This window comes from Microbacterium sp. SZ1 (assembly GCF_002362255.1).
Lineage (GTDB): Bacteria > Actinomycetota > Actinomycetes > Actinomycetales > Microbacteriaceae > Microbacterium.
The window spans coordinates 1-941 of the sequence record NZ_LPVV01000033.1 but is presented as its reverse complement, the minus strand read 5'-3'; the positions used below and the strand labels follow the sequence as shown (position 1 = coordinate 941).

At 69.2% G+C, this 941-nt stretch carries 1 protein-coding gene; it reads right to left on the bottom strand.

The genetic code is table 11. The annotated features are described in order from the left end of the window. A partial coding sequence (locus AUC47_RS16760) for an Ig-like domain-containing protein (protein ID WP_256999537.1) occupies window positions 1–941 on the bottom strand: 941 nt, incomplete at both ends.

The window sequence follows — 941 nt, the reverse complement described above, 5'->3', positions numbered from 1 at the left end:
GCCGAGGCGGTCGCGCACGCGGTATTTGAAGGTGTCGACGCCTGCGGAGTCGTCGAAGGCCTCGTAGGTGAAGTAGTTCGCGCCCGTCTCGACGATGCGGCCCTTGGCCGGGCTCGACGTGATGTCGAGCAGCTCGACGGAGTCGCCGTCGGCGTCGATGCCGTCGAGCGGCACCGCGATGCTGACCTCGGTGCCGGCGAGCGCGCGCGACACGATGTCCTGCGGACGGGGAGCCGCGTTCGTCTCCTCGTCGATCGGCAGGATCTGGATCGTCACGAGCGCGGCGGCCTTCTGCTGTCGCGAGTCGACGGCCTCGTACGTGAGGTAGACCGTCTTGGCCTCAGGGCCCGCCTTGAATCGCACGGCGTCCTGCGAGACGAACGCCTCGCCGTCCTCCGGCTCGGGCGACTCGATCAGCTCGGGCGAGACGTGCATGACGTCGTCGTTCGGGTGGGTGTCGTTGTCGAGCACCGGGATGGTGACGACGTCGCCCGCCCGCACGGTCGCCGTGTCGGGGTTGGCGACCGGCTGCAGGATCTCGTCGGGGGCCGGGATCGGGATGACGACGACTTCACCCTCCGCGGACTTCGAGCCGTTGGAGATGCGGTACTTGACCCGCACCTGGTCGGTCAGCGCGCCCTGGTCGGTGATGCGCAGTGTCTCGTGGTTGATGACGGACACCGAGATGCCGGAGCTCGGCTCGACCGACACGGACTGCACGACGAGGATGCCGCCGGCGGGGTCCATGTCGTTCGCGAGCACGCCGACGAGCACGTCGCCGCCGCTCGGGAGAAGGGCGACGTCGCGCACCGCGATCGGGGGCAGGTCGTTGTCGCTCTCGTCCTGCACGTCGACGCGGACGAGTCCCTGCGCGTTCTTCGGACCGGCGGTCGCGAGGTACTGCACGTAGTAGGTGCCTGGGGCCTCGGCGGAGAAGGTGA